Source organism: Rhodococcus sp. P4_F5 (assembly GCF_056401315.1).
The window spans coordinates 88,549-105,155 of record NZ_JBFUJP010000006.1 but is presented as its reverse complement, the minus strand read 5'-3'; the positions used below and the strand labels follow the sequence as shown (position 1 = coordinate 105,155).

Genomic DNA, 16,607 nt, shown 5'->3' with positions numbered 1-16,607 from the left:
GGTGGGCGGGGCTAGAAAGGAACCATGCCCACCGAGCGCGACGCACGCACGCTGATGCTGGCCCTACCCGAGGCCGAGGAGGTGGTGGTCGCCAACTGGGGCGACCAGCCGACCTTCCGGGTGCGCAAGAAGATGTTCGGGCTCGTCGGGTACGGCGCCCCGACGGTGTGCCTGAAGGCCACCCGCGACGACCAGGCCGCGCTGATCGCCGAGAACCCGGACGTGTTCCTGGTGGCGCCGTTCTTCGGCCGGTGGGGCTGGATCGACGTGGTGCTGGCCCGGGTGGACCCGCAGGAGCTGGCCGAACTGGTCGAGGAGGCCTGGCGGCTGACTGCCCCGAAGCGGGTGATCGCGGCGTACGACCGCGACTCCGAGGCCACCTAGTCCCGGCGCGAGCGCGCGTTGAGCGCGGTCGCGCTGACCAGTCCGAGCGCCAGGAACCCGGACGCCACGAACAGCGCGGTGCGGGTGGAGTCGCCGAAGCCCTCCGACAGCGCGGTGGTGACCTCCGGCCCGGCCGGCCCGAGCTTGCCCTGCTCGCCCTGCTCGCGCAGACCTGAGATGGTGCCGCCGGCCGAGTCCCGGGTCGCGGTGACCAGCTGCTCCTGCACCGGCGGCGGTACCGCGGTGACCGGTTCGAGACGGTCGGTGAGGTTCTGCGCCAACGAGATCGAGAGCACCGCACCCAGGATCGCGGAGCCCAGCGCGGCGCCGAGCTGACGCACGGTGCTCTGCGTGGCCGACCCCTGCCCGGACTTCTCGGTGGGGATGTCGGCGAGCACCGTCCCGGTCAGCTGCGCCGACGCCAGCCCCAGCCCGGCGCCGTACACCGCCAGCAGCACCGCCAACAGCCACGGGGACACCGTCGAGGAGATGAACACCGCGACCACGGCCACGCCCACCGCCTCGAGCGCCAATCCCAGGATCACGGTCTTCGGCGCACCGAACGCGGCGGCGACGTGCCGGGCCGCCGCGCCGGAGGCGAAGGCGCCCAGCGCCATCGCGGCCAGCACCAGACCGGCGCCCATCGTGGTCAGGCCGAGCGCGTTCACCAGGAACAGCGGCAGCACCAGCAGCAGACCGAACTCGCCGATCGCCACGGTCAGCGCGGTCAGGTTGCCCCAGGTGAACGTCGGCACCGAGAACAGGGTCAGGTCGAGGATCGCGGAGCGGTGGCTGCCGCGGGCCCGGTGCCGCTCCCAGACCACGAACAGCACGAGCGCCGCCACGCCGATCGCGCCGACGACCGGGACCACCGACACCGGCGCGTCCTGCGGCCACTCGATCCCGAACACGCTGAACGGCGCGATCGGCTTCCACCAGCCGAGGCTCTGCCCCTCGATCAGGGCGAAGATGACGCCGCCGAAGCCGATCGCGCTGAGCAGCAGGCCGTCCACGTCGAGGCCCGGCTCGGTGATCTTGGCGCGGGTCTCCCGCACCGCGAACAGGGCGCCGATGATCACGGCGATCCCGATCGGGATGTTCACGATGAAGATCCACGGCCAGGTGAAGTACGTGGTCAGCCAGCCGCCGAGCAGCGGACCCACCGCCGCCATGCCGGAGATGACGGCGCCCCACACCGCGAACGCGACGATCCGGTCCTTCCCGCGGAAGGTGGCATTCACGCTCGACAGCGTGGTCGGCAGCACGAACGCGCCGCCGACGCCCTGGACCACCCGGGCCACGATCAGCGAGGTGGCGCTGCCCGCGGCGGCGGCCATCAGGCTGCCGGTCATGAACAGCAGCACGCCGACGATGAACATGCGGCGGCGTCCGAGCCGGTCGCCGAGCCGTCCGGCGGTGAGCAGCAGCGCGGCGAACACCACCGAGTAGACGCTGTTGACCCACTGGGCGTCCGTCAGGTCCAGGTTCAGGTCGGTGATGATCACCGGCAACGCGACACCGACGATGGTGCCGTCGACCACGATCATCGACAAGCCGGCGGCGAGGACGCCGAGCCCGATCCAGGCGCGGCGGTCCGCCCGTGGTCCGGTGTCGATCTCGGTGGAATCGGTCGACATCGCTGACCTCCAGGCTCGAAGCATCTGTCACCGAACGACTTCGGGACCGTCTCGATTCCACCAGGCCCGGCCCGACTCGGCAGGTCCGAACCGCCGGTCGTCACAGAATTTCCACCTTTCGATGGAGGGCGACGAGAGACCAGCGCTCGCGGACCACCACATCGCCGCCCGGTCATCCTCGGCGGGTGAGGCACCGGGCATCCGGTTGCGGCGATGCTGACGAAAACACCCGAGGCGTGGAGGTACACAATGTCGAGTTCCCAACTGCCCGGCCAGCTGGCGGACGTCCGGATGGACGGGGAACTCCCCCGGCGTGCGGACCTGCCGCTCGTCTTCGACGAGCTCGACCACCAGCTGGCGTGCCAGGCCTACCTGTGGGCGCTGCCGCTGGTGTCCTACGCGCAGTGGCAGACCCAGCACCGCGACGTCTTCGGCGCGACCGACTACGACCTGGTGCACTACGTGAGCTACCGGGACCGCCTGGGCCTCATCACCGCGAACGCGACGACGCCGTACATCCTCAACTTCATCGACCTGAGCCGGACCGGGCGGCTGGTCGTCGAGGTGCCGCCCGGGCACACCGCGGGTGGCTTCTCCGACTTCTGGCAACGCGAGTTCGGCATCCTCGGTGAGATGGGCCCGGACCAGGGGCGTGGCGGCAAGCACCTGATCGTGCCGCCCGGGCAGGATGCGCCCGACGTCGGCGACGAGTACTTCGTGCACCGGGCCACCGGCATGAACGTGATGTTCGGGTTTCGCACACTCGACCCCGACCACCAGCGGTCCCAGCAGCTGGTCGACGGGGTCCGCATCACCCCGTTCGACGGACGAGAGGCGCCGGCTACCCGCATCGTCTCCCCGGACGGTCGCCCCTGGACCGGTGACCAGCCGCGCGGCCTCGACTACTGGGTCCGGCTGCACGAGATCTACCAGCACGAGATCGTCGACGAGCGCGACCGCTTCTACCTGGCCATGCTCGGGCAGCTGGGCATCGAGAAGGGCAAGCCGTTCGCGCCCGACGAGCGGCTGACCCGGATCCTGACAGCCGCCACCGCCACGGGAGAGCTGATGGCACAGGCCAACTCGTTCGCCAAGCGGTTCCCCGGGTCGCTGCATTGGCCGGACCGGACGTGGGACCTGGTGGTCCAGCTCGACCACTCCGACCAGCGCGGCCGGCACCACGACCAGCTGCTCGAGCGGGCAGCATGGTTCTACGAGGCCGTCAGTTTCTCCGAGGCGATGAAGAGCCAGACGCCCGGCGTCGGGCAGGCCTACCTCGGCGCGTACACGGACGACTCGGACGAGTGGCTGGACGGCGGCGAGCAGTACACCCTGCACGTGCCCGCGGACCCGCCGGCGAAGCTGTTCTGGTCCGTCACCGTCTACGACGTCGACACCCGCTGCCTGATCGACAACGAGCAGCAGCGCGGGGACCGCGGTTCACGCAACCCGGACCTCGTCACCAACGACGACGGCTCCGTCGACCTCTTCTTCGGTCCGACCGCGCCGGAAGGCAAGGAGGCGAACTGGATCCAGACGATCCCGGGACGGCACTGGTTCTCCTACTTCCGGTTCTACGGCCCGCTCGAGCCCTATTTCGACCGCACCTGGAAGCTCGACGACATCGTTCCGCGCTGAGCGGGGCGGGACTCGGGTTCCGCCACCGACACCGGCGCCGGACCCTAAGCTCCGGAACCATGTCCTCGACACGGGAATGGTTGTTCAGGGTCAGGCATGCGCTCGACACGGGTTCGCCGTTCCGGTCCCGGCGCCGGCGTCCCTCCCTGGCCGACGCCGTCGCCGGACGGGTCGTCCTCGTCACCGGGGCCTCGTCCGGGATCGGCCGGGCCGCCGCACTCGAGTTGGGCGCGGCCGGCGCGACCGTGCTGCTCGTCGCGCGGCGGGCGCCGGAACTCCGCGAGGTCGCCGCGACGGTGACCGGGCGCGGGGGCACGGCCGCGGTGTACCCGTGCGACCTCAGCGACCTGGATGCGGTCGCCGCGACGACCGCGCAGGTGCTCGCCGACCACGGGCGCGTCGACATCCTGGTCAACAACGCGGGGCGGTCGATCCGGCGGTCCCTCGAGCAGTCCTACGACCGGATCCACGACTTCGAACGGACGATGCAGCTGAACTACATCGCCGCCGTCCGGCTGATGCTCGCCTTCCTGCCCGGGATGCGGGAGCGCCGCTTCGGTCAAGTGGTCAACGTGCTCTCGCTCGCGAACCTGACCGGCGGGCCCGGGTACGGCGCGTACGTCGCGTCCAAGGCCGCCCTGGACGAGGTCTCCCGGTCCTTCCAGGCGGAGACGCTCGACGAGAACATCCGCTTCACCTCGGTGTACATGCCGCTGGTGCGCACCGAGATGATCACGCCGAACGAGAGGTACGCGAAGACCGCCGCGCTGACCGCCGAGCAGGGCGGGCGGGTGATCTGCGACGCGATCGTCGACCGCCCCCGGCGGGTCGCGCCGCTGATCGGGCGGCTCGTCGGCCTCGTCGACGCGGTCAACCTCGCACCTGCCGACGCGGGCCGCAACCAGCGGTTCACCGCCGGGATCTGAGGCTGCCGCGAATGAATTCCACTTGGGACGCAAGCACTTCCGGGCTGCTGCGGCTGCCCTCCGGACGACTCGTCCGCGGACGCGGCCTCCGTCGACCCCTGCCCGACGGCGCACCGCCCGAGTTCGGGCTCTACCTGCTCGGCCGCCCACCGGCCGCCCAGCCGTGGGACACCCGGTGGATCCGGTGGCCGGACTTCTGGTTGCCCACGGACCCCGCGGTCGCGCACCACGCGTTGCGCGAGGCGTGGCGCCGATCCGAGTTCGAGCGGGTGGAGGTCGCCTGCGGCGGCGGACGCGGCCGGACCGGCACCGCGCTCGCGTGCCTGGCCGTGCTGGACGGCGTGCCCGCATACGAGGCGGTGGCCTTCGTCCGGGACGGGTACTCCCCGCACGCCGTCGAGACGCCGTGGCAGCGTCGCTACGTCGCGCGGTTCCCCTCGGCCTGAGCCCACGTCAGCGCTCGAGGTACCCCTTCATCCGCGCGAGGGTGGTCTGCATGCCGGACTGCATCAGCGCATTCCGGTTGCGCCCGATCAGCTTCGACCGCTGCACCAGACGCACCTGCAGGACGGGGGTTCCGTAGATCTCCCGGGTCTCGGTGACCCGGGTACCGGTCCCCGACGGCTCCACCAGGTACGTCCAGCGCGCCTTGGACTCGTCCACCTCGAACGAGAACCTCTGCCCCGCAACCACGTCGACCACCGTGCAGTGGGTGGTCCAGCGGATCAGACCGTGCCGGTTGCCGCCGGTGAACGTCGCCCCGACGGTCACCGGCTGTCCGCCGGTCCAGCGCCCGCCGGTGTTCTCGGGGCTGAACCGGCCGAAGCCGGCGATGTCGGTGACGACGTCCCAAACGGCGGACGGCGCGGCCTCGATCCGGACGCTCGCGCGGTCCACGGTCAGCGCCCGGGCAGGTACTGCATCACCTTGATGAACGGCGCCAGCGCCTTTGCCCACAGCTTCGGCGGAAGTCCGCGCGGCCCACCGAGATTGAGCACCCGGGTGGTGGCGATGGTCTGCGACTCGGTGTACTTGAGCATGCCGTCGGGGCCGTGCCGGCGACCGACACCGGAGACGCCCATGCCGCCCATCGGTGCGGCGGTGCTACCCCAGGCCGGGGCGTAGCCCTCGTCGACGTTGACGGTGCCGGCGCGGACCTGCGCGGCGATGGCCTCGCCCTCGGCCTTGGTGCCCGCCCACACGCTGGCGTTGAGGCCGTACTCGGTGTCGTTGGCCAGGCGGATCGCCTCGTCGACATGCGCGACCGGGTAGATCGACACCAGCGGCCCGAACGTCTCGTTGCGCGCGCACTCCATCTCGTCGGTCACGCCGGTGAGCACCGTCGGCTCGTAGAACAGCGGGCCCAGGTCGGGGCGGGCCTTGCCGCCGGCGACCACGGTTGCGCCCTTGACCACGGCGTCGTCGACGTGCCCGGAGACCGTCTTGACCTGCGCCTCGGAGACGAGGCTGCCCATCTCGATGCCGAACTCGTAGCCGGCGCCGAGGGTCATCTTCTTGACCCGATCGCCGAAGAGCCGGATGAACTCGTCCGCCACCGGCTGCTCGACGTAGATGCGCTCGATCGAGATGCACAGCTGGCCGGAGTTCGAGAAGCAGGCGCGCACGGCGGCGTCGGCCACCTCACGCAGGTTCGCGCCCTTGGTGACGATCATCGGGTTCTTGCCGCCGAGCTCGGCGGAGAAGCCGATCAGCCTGCGGCCGGCCTGCTCGGCGAGCAGCTGGCCGGTGGCGGAGGAACCGGTGAACATCAGGTAGTCGGTGTTCTCGACGAGCGCGGTGCCGACCACGGAGCCCGGGCCGGGCACCACGGCGAACACGTCGCGGGGCAGGCCCGCCTGGTACAGCAGGTCGACGCAGGCCAGGGCGCAGTACGGGGTCTGGCTGTCCGGCTTGATCACCACGGCGTTGCCGGCCAGCAGCGCGGCGATGGCGTCGGAGACCGCGAGGGTCATCGGGTAGTTCCACGGCGAGATGACGCCGACGACGCCCTTCGGGTGGTGCCGCACGACGGTCTTCGTCAGGCCCGGCAGCATGCCCTGCACGCGCTTCGGCGCGAGCGCCTTCGGTGCCGTGCGGGCGTAGTAACGCGAGGTCATCGAGATGTCGAGGACCTCCTCCTGTGCGGCGGCGCGCGACTTGCCGGTCTCGGCCTGCGCCATGTCCATCAGCGCGTCGCGGTTCGCCAGCACCAGGTCGCGGTAGCAGTGGAAGATCCGGGCGCGTTCCTCGGCGGGACGCGCGGCCCAGGCGACCTGGGCGACCCGGGCACGGGCGACCGCGGCCTTCGCGTCCTCGGCGGTGCCGACGGGGATGGTCGCCAGTTCGCGGCCGGTGAAGGCCTCGACGACGGGCCGGGTCGGCCGGCTCGCGGCATCTTCGATCGCGACGAGTTCGAGAAGCCGCGCGAACGTTGCGGCGGACGGAGCAGGCATTTTCGCACCCCTACTGGTGAGTATTTCTTCGAGTTACGTCAACCTACCTGGTCGGTGGCCCGCATCACAGGGCAGCCGAGAAACCGCCACTGCCGTCCCGGCGACCGCGGCTGCCGCGGGCACCGGGGAGGTCCGGTTCCACGAAACAGCGGCCGCGAGGTAGTCCGCGACCTGCCCGGGATCCCAACCGTGGGCCTCCCGCAGGCCCGCGCCGAGCGCCCGCAGATAGGCGGGCGACGGGGCCGTGTGCACCGCCGTCGACCCCCGGGCCCGGCAGGTGAACGTGCGCATCGCGAGCCCGCCGCGGCGCCCCAGATCCAGCACCCTGTCGTAGCACTCGGGCTCCTGGGACCGCACGTCGTCGAACTGCTCCGCGGTCAGCAGGTACGCCCGAGCCGCGACCCGGCCCGCCTCGTCCGGGTCGTAGAAGGCCCGGCCGCCGCCCCACACCCGCGACCGACCGGCGAAGAAGACCCGGCCCGGCACCAGGACCGGCGCCGACTCCCGCGGTGCGCGGCCGTCGCGCGCGCCGGGTTGGGTGCGCCGACCACCGGCGGGGCGACCGCCTCGCAGGTAGCAACCCAGCCGGTCGATCGACATGTTCGACCCGTAACTGACGTACCAGATCAGCACACAACCGACCGTACTCGGCGGCCACACCGCCGGGCCTGGGTCAGGCCTGCGCGACCGTCTCCTTGGCCCAGCGGTAGTCCGCCTTGCCGCTCGGCGAGCGCAGCACGGCCGGCACCACCACGATCGACCGCGGGATCTTGTACCCGGCGACGTGGGCCCGGCAGTGCTCGGCGAGCTCGGCGGTGTCCACGTCCTCGTGCCCGTCCCGCAGCGCCACCACCGCGGCCACCTTCTCGCCGAACCGGGCGTCGGGGGCGCCGGCGACCAGGGCGTCGAGCACCGCGGGGTGCGTCTTGAGGGCCAGCTCCACCTCCTCGGGGTACACCTTCTCGCCGCCCGAGTTGATGCACGTCGAGCCGCGGCCGAGCAGCACGATCGTCCCGTCCGCCTCCCGCCGGCCCATGTCGCCGAGCACCGCCAACCGCACCCCGTCCACGGTGGGGAACGTCGCGGCCGTCTTGTCCGGGTCGCCGAAGTACGCGAGCGGGACGTGGCCGCGGCGGGCGATGAAGCCGGGCTCCGCGGAGTCCGCGTCGAGCACCCGGTTCCGCTCGTCGACCAGCAGCATGTTCGGGTTCGACCGGATCCGCTTGGTGCCGTCGGCGCCGAACTCCACCACCCCGTCGTTGCCGGACTCCGAGGCGCCGAAAGCGTCCTTGACCACGAGCCCGGGCAGCATCCCGCGCAGCCGGTCCTTGAGTGCGGGCGAGAACAGGGCACCCCCGGAACCGATCAGCTTCAGCGACGTCAGGTCGTACCGCGAGCCGTGCTCGGCGACGGCGTCCGCGATCGGCCCGGCGATGGCGTCGCCGACGACGGTGATGCCGGCGATCGACTCCGCCTCGACGAGGCGCAGCACCTGCTCGGGGTCGAAGGTGCGGGCCAGCACGCGCGGCGCGCCGGACAGGAACGCGGTCAGCAGGGAGTAGATCGCGGCGCCGTGCATGAGCGGCGGAATCAGCATCAGCACGGCCGGATTCGTGTTCGCGACCGCGGCGTCCACCACTTCGCCGACGGATCGCCGCGGCGGCCCCGCCAGGTTCGCGCCGGACAGGGCCGCGTAGAAGAAGTCCTCGTGCCGCCACACCACGCCCTTGGGCATGCCGGTGGTGCCGCCGGTGTAGACGACGAAGTGGTCGTCCGCGCTGCGCTGGGCGAAGTCGCGTCCGTCCGACTGCGCCGCCAGTGCCGGTTCGTAGTCCCGGACGTCGACGCCCGCCAGGTCGGTGCCCGCCTCACCGACCACCAGCACGTGCGCCAGCCCGGGGCACTGCGGCAGCGCGGCGGCCACGGTCGGCACGTAGTCGGACTCGACCACCAGCGCCACGACCTCCGAGTTGTTGTAGAGGTAGACCAGCTCGGCGTCGGTGTAGCGGTAGTTGACGTTGATCGCCACGGCCCGGATCTTCATGCAGGCCAACAGGCATTCGACGTACTCGATGCAGTTGCGCATGTGGATGCCGACGTGTTGGCCGGGCCGCACGCCGATCGACTGCAGGTGGTGTGCCAGGCGGTTCGCGCGCCGGTCCAGCTCGAGGTAGCTGCGACGCTGCACGTCCAGCTGCCCCGAACCCGGCACGGACGACCCGAAGATCAACGGAACCCGGTCCGGGATCGCGTCCGCGACGGCTTCGTAGAGATCGGCAATGTTCAACGTCACGCCTGGTTCCTCACTTCACAAGAACAACAGAGACCACAAGAGATTGTTCGCGAAGCTAACACGTACCCCGTCGCCGCCGAGTCAAAACTGTTGCCGTCGAATCACTTACCCGCGCTCACGAGTGGCGGTACTACGCTGGGGAAATGGACCCGCCGGGTACCCGGTACGTCCAGCGTGACGGTCATGCGCTGGCGTACCAGGTGGTGGGCGAGTCGGAGCAGGCCCGGGACTCGACGCGGCGCGACGTGATCTGGTTCTTCGAGGTGGCGCAGCACCTGGACCTGATGTGGACGGACCCGCACATCAACTACCTGCTCGAGCGCGGCACCACCTTCGCGCGCACCACGTTCCTGCAGCGCCGGGGCGTGGGACTGTCCGACCCCATCGACCACGTGCCCACACTCGAAGAGCAGGCCGACGACGTCGCCGCGGTGATGGACGAGGTCGGGATCCGGCACGCCACCATGGTGGGCGTCACCAGCACCTGCGGCGCCCTGTGCATGCTGGCGGCCCGCTCACCCGACCGGGTCCGCAGCCTCGTGCTGATCCAACCGTTCGCGGAAAGCCTGCTCGGCACCGACCGGATGCCGGTCGGCTGGGACGAGGCGTCCCGGGCCCGCTACATCGCCGGGTGGCGCGGCGCGGGCAACGAATGGGGCACCGGGGCCTCCCTGGCCAGGTGGGATCCGGCGATGGACACCACGCACAACCGGCGCCTGATGGCGCTGTCGGAGCGCTGCTCGGCCACCCCGGCGACCGCCCGGGCCCACTTCGAGTGGATCTTCCGCCTCGACTACTCGCGGGCGCTGCCGTCGGTCCAGTGCCCGGCGCGAGTGCTGCTGGCCCCGGCCAGCCTCGTGCCGCGCGGCGCCGCCCGRCACGTCGCGGACCTGATCCCGCACGGCCGGTTCCACCTGCTGCCACCCGCTCCCCCTGGTTCGTCGATCGGCGAGGCCTGGACGCCGGTCCTCGAGCACGTGGAGGAGTCGGCGACCGGCATGCACCGCCCCGCCGACGCTGACCGCTTCCTCGCGTCGCTGCTGTTCACCGACGTGGTGCACTCCACCGAGACGCTGGCCCTGATCGGTGACGTGGCGTACCGCGACCTGCGCGCGGCCTACGAACGGCAGGTCCGGGTCGAGGTCGATCGGGCCGGCGGGCGCCTCGTGAACGTCTCGGGCGACGGCACTTTCAGCGTCTTCGACGGCCCCGCCGCCGCGCTCCGGTGCGCCGAACGGATCTGCCGGTCGGCGACCGCGTTGGGCATCGCGGTGCGCGCCGGCGTGCACACCGGCGAGGTGGAGCACACCGGCCTGGAGCTGACCGGGATGACCGTCCATGTCGGCGCCCGGATCGAGGCCGCTGCCCGCCCGGGTGAGGTACTCGCGTCCCGCGCCGTCCGTGACCTGGTCGTGGGGTCCGGGCTGTCCTTCGTCGACCGCGGCCTCCACGAGCTCAGGGGCGTACCCGGGCGGTGGTCGCTGTACGCACTCGACGGCGAATCCGAGACTCTCCCGATCGCACGAAAGAGGCCTACCCCCAACATGATCGACCGCACGGTTCTGGGCTTGGCGCGGCGCACCCCGCGACTGCTGCGCACCGTCGCCACCGTGGCCAACGCGGCGCAGCGGCGGACCCCCCGCCGTCGCGGAACGGCAACCGGCCTGGACTGATGGATCCCCCGGAGATCCAGTACGTCGACCGCGAGGGCAGTGCACTCGCGTACCAGGTGGTGGGCGACGGGGACCTGGACGTGGTCTGGTTCTTCGAGTTCAACCTGCACCTGGACCTGATGTGGACCGACCCGCACGTCCACTACCTGATGGAGCGCGGGTCCACCTTCGCGCGGACCACCTACTTCCAGCGGCGCGGGCTCGGGCTCTCCGACCCGGTCGACCGGGTGCCGACCCTCGACGAGCAGGTCAGCGACCTCCTCGCGGTCATGGACGAGGTCGGGATACAGCGGGCCACGCTGGTCGGCGTGGCCAGCACCTGCGCCGCCGTCAGCGTGCTCGCCGCCCGGGCACCCGAACGCGTCACCGGCCTGGTCCTCGTCCAACCGTTGGGCGAGAGCCTCCTCGACACGGACAGCCCGCCCTTCGGCTGGGACCCGCAAGAGGTGGAACGGTTCGTCACGGGGTGGCGCGCGGCCGCCGAGAGGTGGGGGTCCGGAAACAGCACGGGGATCTGGGACCCGGCGGTGGACTCGCCCTACAACCGCAGGCTGATGGCACTGCTCGAGCGCTGTTCCGCACCCCCGTCCACCGCGCGCACGCATCTCGAGTGGACCTTCCGACTCGACTTCACCCAGGTGCTGCCGTCCATCCAGTGTCCGGCGCGCGTGTTGCTGGTCCCCGACAGCCCCGTCCCCCGACGCTCCGCCCGGCACGTCGCGGACCTGATCCCGCACGGCCGGTTCCACCTGCTGCCACTCGCCCCGCCGGGCGCCTCGCTGGGCGAGGCGTGGACACCGGTCCTCGACCATGTCGAGGAGATCGCCACCGGAGTACACCGCCCGACGGACGCGGACCGGTTCCTCGCCGCGGTGCTGTTCACCGACATTGTCGGATCCACCGAAGTCCTTGCCCGCATAGGTGATTCGAAGTACACCGCACTCCTCGCCGCGCACGAACGTGAGGTCCGCGACGAGGTGGAGCAGGGCGGCGGACGGGTGGTCAAAGTGACCGGCGACGGCACCTTCAGCACCTTCGACGGCCCCGTGGCCGCGGTCCGGTGCGCCCATCGAATCTGCGGCGGCGCCGGATCGCTGGGTATCGAGGTCCGGGCCGGCGTGCACGTCGGCCCGGTCGAACGGGCAGGCCCGGAGATCACCGGGATGACCGTGCACGCCGGCGCCCGGATCGGTGCCGCCGCCGGTCCCGGCGAGGTGCTGGTCTCGCGCGCCGTCCGCGACCTCGTCGCGGGATCCGGGCTCTGCTTCGCCGACCGCGACCTCCACGAACTCAGGGGCGTACCCGGCCGGTGGTCGCTGTACGCACTCGACGACACGATCCTCCCCACCCCGCTTCTGGAACGAAACCATCCGAGTCCCAACATGTTCGACCGTTCGGTACTGCGTCTGGCCCGGCGCGCCCCGCGGCTGCTGCGCACCGTCGCCACCGTCGCCAACGCAGCGCAGCGGCGAACCTCCCGCCGCCGCGGGACGGCGACTAACCTGGACTGATGGATTCCCCGGAGGTCCAGTACGTCGACCGCGAGGGCAGTGCGCTCGCGTACCAGGTGGTGGGCGGCGGGGACCTCGATGTGGTGTGGTTCTTCGAGTTGAACATGCACCTCGACCTGCTGTGGACCGACCCGCAGATCCACTACCTGATGGAACGCGGGTCCACCTTCGGCCGAACCGTGCACTTCCAGCGTCGTGGCCTCGGCCTGTCCGACCCCGTGGACCACGTGCCCACCCTCGACGAGCAGGTCAGCGACGTCCTCGCGGTCATGGACGAGGTCGGGATACAGCGGGCCACGCTGGTAGGCGTCGCCAGCACCTGCGCCGCGCTCTGCCTGCTCGCCGCACGCGAGCCCGAGCGGGTCACCGGGCTCGTGCTGGTCCAGCCGTTCGCCGAGAGCCTCGTCGACGCAGACCACCCGCCCTTCGGCTGGGCCCCGGGCGAGGTGGTGCGGTACATCGAGGGGTGGCGCGCGGCCGCCGAGACATGGGGTTCGGGAAACAGCACGGCACTGTGGGACCCGGCGGTGGACTCGCCCTACAACCGGCGGCTGATGGCGCTGCTCGAGCGCTGCTCCGCGCCCCCGGCCACCGCGCGCGCCAACCTCGAGTGGATCTTCCGACTCGACTACACGCAGGTGCTGCCGTCGATCCAGTGTCCGGCCCGGGTATTGCTGGTCCCCGACAGCCCGGTCCCACGGGCCGCCGCCCGCCATGTCGCGGACCTGATCCCACACGGCCGATTCCACCTGCTCCCACCAGCCCCGCCGGGCGCCTCGCTGGGCGAGGCGTGGACACCGGTCCTCGACCACGTCGAGGAGGTCGCCACCGGCGCGCACCGCCCCGCCGACGCGGACCGGTTCCTCGCCGCGGTGCTGTTCACCGACATCGTCGGATCAACCGAAGTCCTTGCCCACATTGGCGATTCGAAATACGCCTCCCTGCGTGCCACCCACGAACGCGAAGTCCGGGACACCGTCGAGCGGGCCGGCGGACGAGTGGTCAACGTGACCGGCGACGGCACCTTCAGCACCTTCGACGGCCCGGTGGCCGCGGTCCGGTGCGCCCGGCAGATCTGCCTCGACGCGCACGCGCTGGGCATCGAGGTCCGGGCCGGGGTCCACACCGGCCCGGTCGAGCGCGCGGGCCCGGAGATCACCGGGATGACCGTGCACACCGGCGCCCGGATCAGGGCCGACGCCGGGCCCGGCGAGGTGCTGGTCTCGCGCGCCGTCCGCGACCTCGTCGTGGGTTCGGGGTTGTCGTTCACCGACCGTGGGGAACGACAACTGAAGGGCATACCCGGGAGCTGGCCCCTCTACGCGCTCGCCGGCACCGATCACCCGACGCGGACCGTTCCCCGAAACCCGCCGAGCCTCGGCATGATCGACCGCGCCGTGCTCCGTACCGCCAAGCGCGCCCCCGGGCTGCTCCGCGCCGCGCTCAGCGTCGGCAACGCCCGGCAGCGGCGGAATGCACATTGACGGCGCCACTTGACCCTCACGCGACGGGAGGCCGCATCGTCTCCGGTGTGAGCGAGAACAGGGAGTCCAGGCTGACGGTCGGCGAGGTTGCCCGGCTGGTCGGCGTGAGCGTGCGAACACTGCACCACTACGACGAGATCGGGTTGGTCGCGCCGTCCGGTCGGACGCCGTCCGGCTACCGCAGTTACTCGGGGGCGGACGTCGAGCGACTACACCGGGTGCTGACCTACCGGGAGCTCGGATTCCCCCTCGAGGAGATTTCGGCCCTCCTCGACGATCCGTCCGTCGATGCGATGGCGCACCTACGGCGACAGCGAAAGTTGTTGGAACAACGGATTGATCGCCTGCACCAGATGGCCGCAGCCGTAGAGAAGATGTTGGAGGCACAGACGATGGGAATTCAGTTGACCCCCGCGGAGCAGCGGGAGATCTTCGGCGACGACTGGCCGGGCGAGGAGTACGCCGCCGAGGCCGAGCAGCGTTGGGGTGGGACCGATGCCTGGAAGCAGTCGCAGGCCCGATCTGCGAAGTTCAGCAAGGCCGACTGGCAGCAGATCAAGACGGAGGCCGACGCGCTCGAGGCCGACCTCGCCGCGGCACTGGCCGAGGGCGTCCCCGCCGGCGCCGACCGGGCGGCGGCCCTGGCCGAGCGGCACCTCGCGGGCATTCGGCGACACTACGACTGCGGCTACGACATGCAGGTGTGCATCGCCCAGACCTACGTGTCGGACGAACGGTTCCGCAAGCACTACGACGACATCGCACCCGGCCTCGCGCAGTACGTGCACGACGTGATCGTGGCGAACGCCGCCCGCAACGGTCAGTAGCGACCAGCCTTGCCGGCCCTGTCCGCCGACCCGGGATCGGTACCTCCGCGTCCGGGTCGGCGGACGTGGATCACCCGCCAGGTTCTACCCTGGGAAGATGCCCGACCAGCGCAAACCCAACCTCGGCCAGTACCTCCGGTACCTGTTCGGCGGCGTCCTGCCCGAGTCCATGCAGGACTGGGTGCGAAACGACCTCGTCGGGCCCGGGGCGATGACGCGGTACGTGCTGCGCTTCACGATCCCGCTGATCCCGCTGTTCGCGGCGTTCTACCTGCTCATCCCCGGTGAGCGGTGGATCCCGCTCGCCATGATGGCGCTGCTGCTGTTCCCGGTGCTGTACTTCGCGGTCGCGCTGATGAACATCTACCGGCGCCACCGCCTGCTCAGCCACGGCCTCGACCCCGAACTGCTCGACGCGAAGGCGCAGCGCCGCGCCAACGACACCCGCGACGACTACGAACGCCGCCATGGCCGTGGCGACAACTGAGCCCCGCGAACTAGGGTGTACGGGCACACCGACGAAGGGGACAACACATGAGCGAGCCCGTGGCGACCGCTGACCTGGCCGACGAGATCGGCCCCGAGATCCGCAGCTGCGACACCCAGTTCATCCAGTTCGGCGGCCACGCAACGTTTTCCGGGCGCATCACCACCATCAAGTGCTTCCAGGACAACCTGCTGGTCAAGCAGACCCTGGGCGAGCCGGGCAACGGCGGCGTCCTGGTGGTCGACGGTGACGCGAGCATCCACACCGCACTGGTCGGCGACATCATCGGCGGACGCGGCGTGAGCAACGGCTGGGCCGGTGTCATCGTGAACGGCGCGGTGCGGGACTCGGCGATCCTGCGCACCCTCGAGATCGGCATCAAGGCCCTCGGCACCAACCCGCGCAAGAGCACCCAGACCGGTTCCGGCGAGAAGAACGTCCCGGTCAGCTTCGGCGGCGTCACCTTCAACCCGGGCGAGACCGTCTACAGCGACCACGACGGCGTCGTCGTCCGCGCGGAGGACTGAAGGCTTCAGAAGTGGGCGACCCGCGCGCTGGTCTCGCCGATCGACACCACGTCGCCCTGCTTGAGCTGCCGGCCGCGGCGGACCTCGACCTCGCCGTTGACCGAGACCATCCCGTCGGCGATGACCTCCTTGGCCTCCGCTCCGGACTCGATGAGGCTGGCCAGCTTGAGGAACTGACCGAGCCGGATGGACTCGTCGCGGATGGGGACGTCGAAGGTTTCGGACATGCCCCCATCCTCCCGCGGATGCCGGCCCGCCGCCCGCGCGACCCCCCGCCGGCGACGCGTCAGCCCACGATGGTGACGGGGTCACCCACCTCGACGTTCTCGAAGAACCACGCGGCGTTCTCGGTGCTCAGGTTGATGCAGCCGTGGCTGACGTTCTCGTATCCCTGTGAGTCGACGGACCAGGGTGCGCCGTGGACGAAGATGCCCCCCGAGGTGAGGCGGACCGCGTACTCGACGTCGAGCCGGTAGCCCTCCGGCGCGTCCACGGGCACCCCGTAGGTCGACGAGTCCATCACCATGTCGCGGAACTTCTCCATGACGTGGAAGGTGCCGAGCGGCGTCTCGTGTCCGGGCTTGCCCATCGACGCGGGCATCACCTTGACCACCTGCCCGCCGATGCTGACCGTGAACTGGTGCGTCGAGACGTCGGCGACGGCCGACACCGAGCCGCCGGCCTGGGTTCTCCACCCCGCGGACGCCACCCCCACCCCGCCGCCGACCTCGACCAGCACCAGCGCTGCGACGGCGAGAAGCACCCGT

General features: G+C 70.9%; 16 protein-coding genes and 1 pseudogene. 10 read left to right on the top strand and 7 right to left on the bottom strand.

Annotated elements, in window-relative coordinates; all coding sequences use genetic code 11:
* Nucleotides 1-24: 24 nt before the first annotated feature.
* Nucleotides 25-384 (top strand): MmcQ/YjbR family DNA-binding protein, encoded by a 360-nt coding sequence (locus tag AC1DU4_RS05470; protein WP_477838045.1) that lies wholly within the window; start codon nt 25-27, stop codon nt 382-384.
* Here the strand turns inward: AC1DU4_RS05470 and AC1DU4_RS05465 are convergent.
* The gene (locus AC1DU4_RS05465) at nt 381-2,021 is read right to left on the bottom strand and encodes a DHA2 family efflux MFS transporter permease subunit (protein ID WP_477838044.1); all 1,641 of its coding nucleotides are present in this window, start codon (nt 2,019-2,021) and stop codon (nt 381-383) included. The genes AC1DU4_RS05470 and AC1DU4_RS05465 overlap by 4 nt on opposite strands.
* 249 nt (nt 2,022-2,270) lie before the next feature.
* Here AC1DU4_RS05465 and AC1DU4_RS05460 point away from each other — a divergent pair, with 249 nt between their 5' ends.
* Genes AC1DU4_RS05460 through AC1DU4_RS05450 form a run of 3 tightly spaced genes read left to right on the top strand, consistent with a single transcriptional unit; the run spans nt 2,271 to nt 5,031 of the window.
* Complete coding sequence (locus tag AC1DU4_RS05460) at nt 2,271-3,659, top strand: DUF1254 domain-containing protein (protein WP_477838043.1); 1,389 nt, start codon at nt 2,271-2,273, stop codon at nt 3,657-3,659.
* Between the two features lie 59 nt (nt 3,660-3,718).
* The gene (locus AC1DU4_RS05455) at nt 3,719-4,585 is read left to right on the top strand and encodes an SDR family NAD(P)-dependent oxidoreductase (RefSeq protein ID WP_477838042.1); all 867 of its coding nucleotides are present in this window, start codon (nt 3,719-3,721) and stop codon (nt 4,583-4,585) included.
* A gap of 11 nt (nt 4,586-4,596) precedes the next feature.
* The gene (locus tag AC1DU4_RS05450; protein ID WP_477838041.1) at nt 4,597-5,031 is read left to right on the top strand and encodes a protein-tyrosine phosphatase family protein; all 435 of its coding nucleotides are present in this window, start codon (nt 4,597-4,599) and stop codon (nt 5,029-5,031) included.
* A gap of 7 nt (nt 5,032-5,038) precedes the next feature.
* Here the strand turns inward: AC1DU4_RS05450 and AC1DU4_RS05445 are convergent, their stop codons facing one another.
* From AC1DU4_RS05445 to AC1DU4_RS05430, 4 genes are read right to left on the bottom strand one after another with little or no spacing between them, the layout of a single operon-like run.
* Entirely contained in the window at nt 5,039-5,482 is a 444-nt protein-coding gene (locus AC1DU4_RS05445) for an SRPBCC family protein (RefSeq protein WP_477838040.1), read from the bottom strand.
* 2 nt (nt 5,483-5,484) lie between these two features.
* Nucleotides 5,485-7,038, bottom strand: a complete 1,554-nt coding sequence (locus AC1DU4_RS05440; protein ID WP_477838039.1) for a succinic semialdehyde dehydrogenase — start codon at nt 7,036-7,038, stop codon at nt 5,485-5,487.
* A gap of 33 nt (nt 7,039-7,071) precedes the next feature.
* Nucleotides 7,072-7,671: a hypothetical protein gene (locus tag AC1DU4_RS05435; RefSeq protein ID WP_477838038.1), complete on the bottom strand. Its 600-nt coding sequence runs from the start codon at nt 7,669-7,671 to the stop codon at nt 7,072-7,074.
* Between the two features lie 40 nt (nt 7,672-7,711).
* Nucleotides 7,712-9,331 (bottom strand): acyl-CoA synthetase, encoded by a 1,620-nt coding sequence (locus AC1DU4_RS05430; RefSeq protein WP_477838037.1) that lies wholly within the window; start codon nt 9,329-9,331, stop codon nt 7,712-7,714.
* A gap of 143 nt (nt 9,332-9,474) precedes the next feature.
* On the opposite strand from AC1DU4_RS05430, the gene AC1DU4_RS05425 reads away from it, so the two are divergent.
* The 6 genes from AC1DU4_RS05425 to rraA all read left to right on the top strand — a co-directional run bounded on the left by AC1DU4_RS05425 (nt 9,475) and on the right by rraA (nt 15,840).
* A complete protein-coding gene (locus AC1DU4_RS05425) occupies nt 9,475-11,004 on the top strand; it encodes an adenylate/guanylate cyclase domain-containing protein (RefSeq protein ID WP_477838036.1) in 1,530 nt (509 codons plus the stop codon).
* Nucleotides 11,004-12,515, top strand: coding sequence for an adenylate/guanylate cyclase domain-containing protein (locus AC1DU4_RS05420; RefSeq protein ID WP_477838035.1), 1,512 nt, complete (start codon nt 11,004-11,006; stop codon nt 12,513-12,515). The genes AC1DU4_RS05425 and AC1DU4_RS05420 overlap by 1 nt, the downstream gene beginning before the upstream one ends.
* Complete coding sequence (locus AC1DU4_RS05415; RefSeq protein ID WP_477838034.1) at nt 12,515-13,999, top strand: adenylate/guanylate cyclase domain-containing protein; 1,485 nt, start codon at nt 12,515-12,517, stop codon at nt 13,997-13,999. Before AC1DU4_RS05420 ends, AC1DU4_RS05415 begins: the two co-directional genes overlap by 1 nt.
* A gap of 47 nt (nt 14,000-14,046) precedes the next feature.
* Nucleotides 14,047-14,826 carry a MerR family transcriptional regulator gene (locus AC1DU4_RS05410; protein WP_477838033.1) on the top strand — a complete coding sequence of 260 codons (780 nt, stop codon included), beginning with the start codon at nt 14,047-14,049 and terminating at the stop codon, nt 14,824-14,826.
* Nucleotides 14,827-14,923: 97 nt separating this feature from the next.
* Nucleotides 14,924-15,313 carry a DUF5313 family protein gene (locus AC1DU4_RS05405; protein WP_477838032.1) on the top strand — a complete coding sequence of 130 codons (390 nt, stop codon included), beginning with the start codon at nt 14,924-14,926 and terminating at the stop codon, nt 15,311-15,313.
* Between the two features lie 47 nt (nt 15,314-15,360).
* Entirely contained in the window at nt 15,361-15,840 is a 480-nt protein-coding gene (rraA, locus tag AC1DU4_RS05400; RefSeq protein ID WP_072844306.1) for a ribonuclease E activity regulator RraA, read from the top strand.
* A gap of 5 nt (nt 15,841-15,845) precedes the next feature.
* Here rraA and AC1DU4_RS05395 read toward each other — a convergent pair whose 3' ends face one another.
* Both AC1DU4_RS05395 and AC1DU4_RS05390 read right to left on the bottom strand, forming a co-directional pair.
* Nucleotides 15,846-16,067 (bottom strand): RNA-binding S4 domain-containing protein, encoded by a 222-nt coding sequence (locus AC1DU4_RS05395; protein WP_477838031.1) that lies wholly within the window; start codon nt 16,065-16,067, stop codon nt 15,846-15,848.
* 59 nt (nt 16,068-16,126) lie between these two features.
* A pseudogene (locus AC1DU4_RS05390) lies at nt 16,127-16,555 on the bottom strand (L,D-transpeptidase); the annotation flags it as partial.
* Between the last annotated feature and the right edge of the window lie 52 nt (nt 16,556-16,607).

Coding starts and splice junctions, on each gene's coding strand:
- rraA (WP_072844306.1), top strand. CDS start 15,361: ATGAGCGAGCCCGTGGCGACCGCTGACCTGGCCGACGAGATCGGCCCC.
- AC1DU4_RS05460 (WP_477838043.1), top strand. CDS start 2,271: ATGTCGAGTTCCCAACTGCCCGGCCAGCTGGCGGACGTCCGGATGGAC.
- AC1DU4_RS05405 (WP_477838032.1), top strand. CDS start 14,924: ATGCCCGACCAGCGCAAACCCAACCTCGGCCAGTACCTCCGGTACCTG.
- AC1DU4_RS05420 (WP_477838035.1), top strand. CDS start 11,004: ATGGATCCCCCGGAGATCCAGTACGTCGACCGCGAGGGCAGTGCACTC.
- AC1DU4_RS05440 (WP_477838039.1), bottom strand. CDS start 7,038: ATGCCTGCTCCGTCCGCCGCAACGTTCGCGCGGCTTCTCGAACTCGTC.
- AC1DU4_RS05465 (WP_477838044.1), bottom strand. CDS start 2,021: ATGTCGACCGATTCCACCGAGATCGACACCGGACCACGGGCGGACCGC.
- AC1DU4_RS05450 (WP_477838041.1), top strand. CDS start 4,597: ATGAATTCCACTTGGGACGCAAGCACTTCCGGGCTGCTGCGGCTGCCC.
- AC1DU4_RS05415 (WP_477838034.1), top strand. CDS start 12,515: ATGGATTCCCCGGAGGTCCAGTACGTCGACCGCGAGGGCAGTGCGCTC.
- AC1DU4_RS05470 (WP_477838045.1), top strand. CDS start 25: ATGCCCACCGAGCGCGACGCACGCACGCTGATGCTGGCCCTACCCGAG.
- AC1DU4_RS05455 (WP_477838042.1), top strand. CDS start 3,719: ATGTCCTCGACACGGGAATGGTTGTTCAGGGTCAGGCATGCGCTCGAC.
- AC1DU4_RS05395 (WP_477838031.1), bottom strand. CDS start 16,067: ATGTCCGAAACCTTCGACGTCCCCATCCGCGACGAGTCCATCCGGCTC.